The sequence below is a fragment of the Microcoleus sp. OTE_8_concoct_300 genome, from assembly GCF_031383065.1.
In the GTDB taxonomy this organism is placed as follows: domain Bacteria; phylum Cyanobacteriota; class Cyanobacteriia; order Cyanobacteriales; family Microcoleaceae; genus Microcoleus.
Window position 1 is genome coordinate 1 of the sequence record NZ_JANMZH010000080.1, and the last position, 7,272, is coordinate 7,272.

Sequence of the window (7,272 nt, forward strand, 5' to 3'; positions counted from 1 at the left end):
GATATTGCAGTTACTTCTGATGGAGATACATTTAGCGGTAAACAAATTACCAAAGTTAGAAATCATTATGCCAAGTTGAGAGCAAATATCCAGCGAAAAGCCACGAAAGGCACACGGAGCACTCGGCGTAGATGTCGAGAATTGTTGAAACGGTTGTCGGGCAAGGAAAAGCGCTTTCAGACATGGGTAAATCACACTATCAGTCACCGTATCGTAACTAAGGCTCAAAACAAAAATCAACTTGTCGCTTTGGAAGATTTGACTGGAATTAGGGAGCGAACAAATCAGCAGCCACGCTCGAAAAAAGAGCGGAGACTTAGCAATAGCTGGGCATTCTTTCAGTTGCGCCAATTCCTGATATACAAAGCCATAAAACATAGCGTCAAGATTTTGTTTGTTGAGCCTAGGTACACCAGCCAAATGTGCCACAAATGCAATCATATTCACCCTGTACAGGGTGAATCTTATAGAAACGGTAAAAAGTTTGCTTGTGGTCATTGTGGATGGAAAGGTGACGCTGATTTAAACGGTAGTAAGAATATTGCTGCTATTGGGGTTTTCGTAAATAAACCCGAAGGTTCGAGATTGTTTTGCAATGTGCAAGATCATTTCAGGGCTATTGAAAGCCCACACTGTACCTGTACTCAGGTCAGTGCTGGGTGATTTACTTCCTCTCCCTCAAACAGACTGTTCCTGAACGTAATTCTGCACGTAAGACTGATAGTAATACCTGCTGCCCTTATCGTTATTTGCCACCATTCCCAACAGCGGAATCCCCGCCATTTTCAAATCTTCAAAAGCCAACACCAGCGCCTCCCGCTCAGTTTGATGCAGCCCCACTACCAGCATCAATCCGTTAGTGTGAGCTGCCAACAAATTCGCATCCGCCAAACCCAAAAGCGGTGCAGTATCGTAAATAACTAAGTCAAAATGACTTGACAAAGCTGCCATTAAATGCTGCATTTTTTTGGAAGAAAGCACCTTTGTGGGATCGAGAGGAACCGGACCGGAAGTTAACACAAACAAATTTTCATCGCGGGGCGATCGCAAAATCACCTTTTGCACATCCACATCCTCAGCAATCACGTTGTGTAAGCCTTGCCAATTCGGTAAACCCAGCATTTCGTGTACCTGCGGGCGCCGTAAATCCGCATCCACCAACAGCACTTGCTGGCCCATTGCAGCCGCCGCCCGCGCCAGATTTACTGCGACAGTAGACTTGCCGTCAGCTACTTGACAAGAAGTAATTACGCAAGAATTAATCGGAGTATCAAGGTTTAGTAAGCGAATATTAGCATTGAGCGATCGAAAAGCTTCTTGAAAAGCATCCGTCGGCATCGGCGAACTTCCCACATCCACCGGACTTGTCTCAGCAGGAGGAAGTCTCAAAATTTTATCGCTAGCAGGAATCACCCCCAACAAAGGCAGCCGAATCGAATGTTTGACATCCTCCGGAGTTTGGAACACCGTTTTATTATTAAACCGTTCCGCCAACTGCGCCGCCAGCATACCAAACAGCAAACCAGCCAATCCCCCCAAAGCCAAATTCAAAGGCATAATCGGAGCAACAGCCATCAACTCGCCATTTTTGTAGCGCGGAATTTCCGGCTTAGCAATAACTTCCCAAGCCACCTCTTTTTTACCCACAGATTCAAGCTGCAAAGCTTGCTGTTTTGCCAGCAAACCATTCAGCGTATTGTTAGTTAAATCCAACTCGCGCTGCAAATCCGAATAGCGCCGCAAAATCACCGGTAATCCTTGAGAATATTGATTCAACTGCTTAGCAGCTTGTTCCAAAACTTGATTCCGCACGCCCAGCACCTGAATTAAATTAGCAGTACCAATAAACTGCTCGATTAACTTAATCCGCACCGGATCTTGAAAAGCCAGTACTTGCGAATTTACCTTAGCCAAATCAGTTCCCAGAACCTGTTGGGCTTCTTTCTTCAATAAAGGAATTAGGTTTTTGCGCTGTTCTCGCAACAATTGCATTTGCGGAGTTTCGTCTGTAAACGTAGCCGAGTTAAGCGCAATTTGCCCTTCTAATTGCTGCAATTGAGTCAGCATCGCTTGATAGCGGGGAGCTTGACTCAGAGCCGAAGCCATCAGCGCTTGCTTCTGGTTTAATCCGAGCTGATTTTGCAGATTGGAATAGAGCAATCTCTGCTGATTTAGCTGCGTTTGCGCGTCCAATCTTTGCGTTTGAAGTTGGCTGATTTGCTGCGCCAGTTGTTGGGTTTGAATTTGCGGGTCGATGAAATTGTACTGCTGTCGCAACTTTTGAATTTCTGTTTGCAGAGCTTGTTGGCGCTTTTGCTGGTTGGGAATTTGCGATTTCACAAAATCCAAAGTCTGACTAATTTGAGTTGTGGTATCTTGCACGCTGTAGTTGCGGTAGCCGAGCGCAACTTTTTCCAAAACAAACTGAATTTTTTTCGGGTCATAATCCCGATATCTAACTTCGAGTATTTTGGTATTTTTGAAGCGATTAATTGACAGCCTGTTTTCCTGAGAAAACGGCAAGTTATCTGCTTTTTGGTTCAAGAGATAGTTGTAATTTATTTCAGGATATTTAGCCTGCAACTGTTTAATAATCGGCGACATTACTTGGGGGCTTTGCAAAACTTGAATTTGCGATTCGTAGTCAAAACCCGCATTTTCTGTCGTTGCGGGGGCCGCTGGTTGCAGTTTCAGCTCACCAGAGTACACTTTGGCTAAAGTATTTTGCGTAACTACGGGTTCTACTAATAATTGAAAGCGCCCTTCGTATTCGCTTTTTTGAGTCAGCGTCCAGGCGAAAACCCCGGTAGTCACTGCCGCTGCTACGCCGATGACTAACATGGAGCGACTGCGGCAAACTTCCCAAAAACTTAACTCTTCTTCCTCTGTTTGGTCTCTGCCTAAAAATTGTTCTTCTTCATAAAGCGCGGAAGATAGTTTTTGCAGATCTGCGGCTTTTTTATGGTTATTAAACAGTGCTATTTGAGATATTTTCCCTGGTTTCATTTGATTTCTACAACTTATTAGTTTAACCGTCTGTACCGTTGGCGCCGTTTCAGAAACCCGGTTGATTCCTAGAATTTCGTTAGCAAACCGAAAAATTTTCTAGAAAGCGGGTTTCTGAGACCTTAATGCTCGTCTATTCAAATCACTGAAAAATATTGAACAATCGAAATATTCCTAACAGGGGGCTTAAAGGAGCGAGAGTCCCGCCTACATTATCCGAGAACGTAGCGCGGCCCGATCGCCTTACCATAATTACATCATTATTTTGCAGTTTGGGATTAGTTTCTTGATTTGCTGTTGCGGAAAAATTAACCTTAACAGTTAGCTGCGAAACAGTGCCGTTAGGATTGAGGCGAATTAAATCCACCGAATCCATTTGGGCCCGCGCTTTATTAAAACCTCCCGCTGCTACCAGCGCTTGATTTAAAGTAGTGTTGGGCACCATAGCAATCGAGCCGGGTTTCACGACTTCTCCCACAATGTTCACCTTAATCGTATCCGGTGAAAAATTAGAATTAGCAACTTGTTCGTCTGGGGCTGCATCGAGATTTTCGGCTTTGGGAACGATTACCGTATCTCCCTGTTGCAGCGCTAAATCTTGGGATACATCTTTCCCTTCCAAAAGTTCCCACAAATTCACATTAATAATTTGTTCTGTACCCGCCCGCGTCAGGCGGCGAACTTGTATTTGTCTGATATCAGCTACCGGCGTAATGCCACCCGCCATTTTAATTGCCCTCGTTACAGTTTGCAGCAAAACTGTTTCCCCGCCGTTTGTTTCGCTGGCAGCAAACAAACCAGAATTTGCACCCATTTCATTCTCTTGTACCCTACTTTGAACATCTCTTGCCAAAGTATAAGTACCGGGGCGAGTTACTTCGCCCACCACAGCAATATTAATTGGTTGAGTGCTTTGTCCGGTAATGTTAGCTACTGCTAAAGTCGGTGCTTCTTGGCGGTTAAGGCTAGTTACAGTGGGAATAAATATAGTATCGCCGTCGCGCAAAGTCATATCGGCCCGCAAATCGCCGTTTTGCAATAATTCCCACAAATCCACACTAATAATTTGTTCCGCTGCGTTGCGCTGGGGGCGGCGGATTTTGATTTGCCGCACGTCTGCTGACTGCGTAATTCCACCGGCCATTCGCAGAGCCCGCGATATTGTTGGCATTTGAGTTCCCATTTGCTCTGATGTGCCTCCGGGACCCGCTGCTGAGGATATTGTATAGGCTCCGGGGCGGTTGATTTCGCCCGCGATCGCAATTTGCAAAGGACGCGGCGCTAGCAGTTTCAGGGTAATCCAAGGACGTTTGAGGTATTTGCCGTATCGGTCTTTAACAGCATTAGAAGCTTGTTCTAAGGTCATCCCGTACACCGAAACGCTGCCAATTAACGGCAAACTCAGGGAACCGTCGGCCTGTACTTGGTGTTGACCGTTGGGGCCGCTGTATTCCGGGACGTTGAAGATGTCCATTTGAATACGATCGCCCGCTCCCAAAGTGTAAACTTCCGATCGTACACTTGAAGGTGCACTTGCCGGAAATCCCTGAAATCCCGGTGCTAGAGGTACCGGTACAGCAACAGGAGAACCCGAAGCAGGAGGAGGAGGAGGAGGCAAAAACTGGGCCGCCGCAGGAGATGAACCCACCGCCACCGCCAGCACTGACACTGTTAAACTTTGAATCATTAAACTTTTGACAGCATTGCTTGCCCAATAACCCAGCTTGCAGCTTTTGCTGGAAACGTCTCCCTGGGCCCCTCTCCTTGCAGGAAACGGGAGAAATTCTTCCCTTGGACTCTCCGCGAAGGGGACACAAGGGTGATATTTTTTCTCACGTTGCACGCCGCGCGAATAACTTTTCACCACCATCTGCTTTTTGCCTTTATCCTCATCCAACCCTGTCAACCTCAAATGTAACCCAACTGCTCTAACTTAGTCAGAACTTTTTTAACACTCTCTTCCACACTTTCTCGCTCTGTGTAACAAATAATTTCAGGATTGACGGGTTCTTCATAAGGATCGTCAATTCCCGTAAAACCCTTAATTTCTCCTGCTCTGGCCTTAGCGTATAGCCCCTTGACATCGCGACCTTCGCACACTTCTAACGGCGCTGTGACATATACTTCAACAAAATTTGGCTCCATTGCTCTAATTTCGTCGCGAATTGCTCTGTAGGGGCTAATAGCTGCGGTCATCGCGACTACTCCATTGCGGCTCAGCAGGTTAGCTACAAATCCAATCCGCCGAATATTAGTATTTCGGTCTTCTTGGCTAAATCCCAAACCTTTTGACAAGTTGGTGCGAACGACATCTCCATCCAATATTTCAACTTTGCAACCTCTTGCCTTCAATTCGGGTTCGAGAGCTTTGGTGATAGTTGTCTTGCCGGAACCGCTCAGCCCGGTGAACCACAATATAAAACCTTTTTCCATTTTCAATTGCTTGGTTAGTAGTGAATAGTGGGGCAATTACGCGACGTATGACTTTAGTGTCCCGGTTCCCCATTTTCTAATTCTTTTTGATTTGAGATGCGATCGGACTTTCACAATAACTAATTTTTTTTATTAACCGCAGAGGACGCAGAGGACACAGAGGAGGAGGGAAGAGGAGAAAGAGGTAATTTTAAAATCCGTAGGGTGCGCCACTTGTGCACCTTACATTCAATGGGCGATAACAAACGCCGAACATCTATCCGTAGCGCACCAATCATTTTACTGAGCCTTTCGCAATCTAAAATCTAAAATCTAAAATCTAAAATGGTATTGCCTATGTCTTCCGTTTTGAAAGCAGATGTTTTGGTAGTCGGTGGCGGCACCGGCGGCACCGCTGCAGCCGTCCAAGCAGCCCGCCGAGGTGCCAAAACTATTTTAGTAAGCGAATTCCCCTGGCTGGGAGGAATGCTGACTTCCGCTGGCGTTTCGGCCCCGGATGGTAATGAATTAGCCGCTTTTCAAACAGGTTTGTGGGGCGCGTTTCTCCGGGAACTCCAGCAGCGACAGCCGGGAGGTTTGGATTGGGGCTGGGTCAGTTTTTTTACTTACGATCCCCGCACCGGTGCTGAAATTTTCGCTGATTGGGTTAAATGTTTGCCGAACTTGCACTGGATTTCTGGACAAACAGCTCGAGATGTGCTACTTGAAGGCGATCGCATTTCTGGCGTCCGGTTTGCAGATTTTACGGTTTCGGCCAAAATCACTTTGGATGCAACGGAATTGGGAGATTTGCTGGCTTTAGCGGAAGTTGGGCACCGCTGGGGTTGGGAATTCCAAGCCGAGTGGGGAGAACCCAGCGCGCCGGCTGCCTCTAATGCCCTGACAGAGCGGTATTCGGTGCAAGCTCCGACTTGGGTGGCAATTATGCAGGATTTTGGCTTATGTGCGGTGGCGCCAGAAATTCCCGCGCCGCCTCTCGACAATCCCGATCGATTTACTGGTGCTTGGGACGGTTACACTCCCGAACAATTTCTCAATTACGGCCGGCTTCCGGGCGGATTGTTGATGATTAATTGGCCGATTCGAGGTAATGATTATGGTGAAGGAGTCGATCGACTCATTAAATCTGAAGCATATCGACAAGAATTCCTCCAAGAAAGTCTGTGGCACACTCAAAGTTTCGCCCGCTACATTCAAACCCGACTCGGCCCTCGCTACGGCTTAGCAAAGAACATTTTCCCGATTTCAAAGATCGAAAATCAACCAAATTCTTCCCTTCTTCCTTCCTTCGCCTTACATCCTTACTACCGAGAAAGTCGCCGCTTGCGAGGGATAAGTACAGTCACAGAACAAGATATTTTGCCTATTGTCGGTGGAAAAGTAGCTTCGTTACCAATCAATGCCGCGGGAATTTGCTCCGCGGTGGCTATCGGTAACTACGCTAATGACCACCACTACACCAGTGGCGACATTCCGTTGCAGCCAAAATCGATCCGCTGGGGTGGCCGCTGGACGGGAACTCCGTTTACCATTCCTTACAGCGCGCTAATTCCTGCGAGTACAGACGGTTTGCTAGTCTGCGAAAAAAATATTTCCGTCTCTCACATCGCCAACGGTGCAACTCGCTTGCAACCGACGGTAATGAATATTGGACAGGCGGCGGGGATGGCGGCGGCTTTGTGCGCGGAATCTGGATGTCAGCCGCGGGAGTTGCCGGTGAGAGTTTTGCAAGAAGCTTTGCTGCAAGATTCCCAGGCGAGTGCAGCGGTTATTCCTTTATTTAATTTGACACGGGGGCGATCGGATTGGCTCGACTGGCAGCGCTATTATCTC

Annotated in this window: 5 protein-coding genes; 2 read left to right on the top strand and 3 right to left on the bottom strand. The window is 47.1% G+C overall.

Features of this window, described 5'->3' with window-relative positions; all coding sequences use genetic code 11:
• A partial coding sequence (locus ACUVJL_RS03930; RefSeq protein WP_445244654.1) for an RNA-guided endonuclease InsQ/TnpB family protein occupies positions 1-663 on the top strand: 663 nt, incomplete at its 5' end.
• A 15-nt stretch (positions 664-678) separates the two neighbouring features.
• Here ACUVJL_RS03930 and ACUVJL_RS03935 read toward each other — a convergent pair.
• The 3 genes from ACUVJL_RS03935 to cysC all read right to left on the bottom strand — a co-directional run bounded on the left by ACUVJL_RS03935 (position 679) and on the right by cysC (position 5,439).
• Positions 679-3,006 (bottom strand): GumC family protein, encoded by a 2,328-nt coding sequence (locus tag ACUVJL_RS03935; protein WP_445244655.1) that lies wholly within the window; start codon positions 3,004-3,006, stop codon positions 679-681.
• A gap of 142 nt (positions 3,007-3,148) precedes the next feature.
• Positions 3,149-4,903 (bottom strand): polysaccharide biosynthesis/export family protein, encoded by a 1,755-nt coding sequence (locus ACUVJL_RS03940; RefSeq protein WP_445244656.1) that lies wholly within the window; start codon positions 4,901-4,903, stop codon positions 3,149-3,151.
• Positions 4,904-4,914: 11 nt separating this feature from the next.
• Positions 4,915-5,439, bottom strand: coding sequence for an adenylyl-sulfate kinase (cysC, locus tag ACUVJL_RS03945; RefSeq protein WP_445244657.1), 525 nt, complete (start codon positions 5,437-5,439; stop codon positions 4,915-4,917).
• Between the two features lie 336 nt (positions 5,440-5,775).
• On the opposite strand from cysC, the gene ACUVJL_RS03950 reads away from it, so the two are divergent.
• The coding region (locus ACUVJL_RS03950) for an FAD-dependent oxidoreductase (protein WP_445244658.1) at positions 5,776-7,272 on the top strand (1,497 nt) is incomplete at its 3' end.

Coding starts and splice junctions, on each gene's coding strand:
- ACUVJL_RS03935 (WP_445244655.1), bottom strand. CDS start 3,006: ATGAAACCAGGGAAAATATCTCAAATAGCACTGTTTAATAACCATAAA.
- cysC (WP_445244657.1), bottom strand. CDS start 5,439: ATGGAAAAAGGTTTTATATTGTGGTTCACCGGGCTGAGCGGTTCCGGC.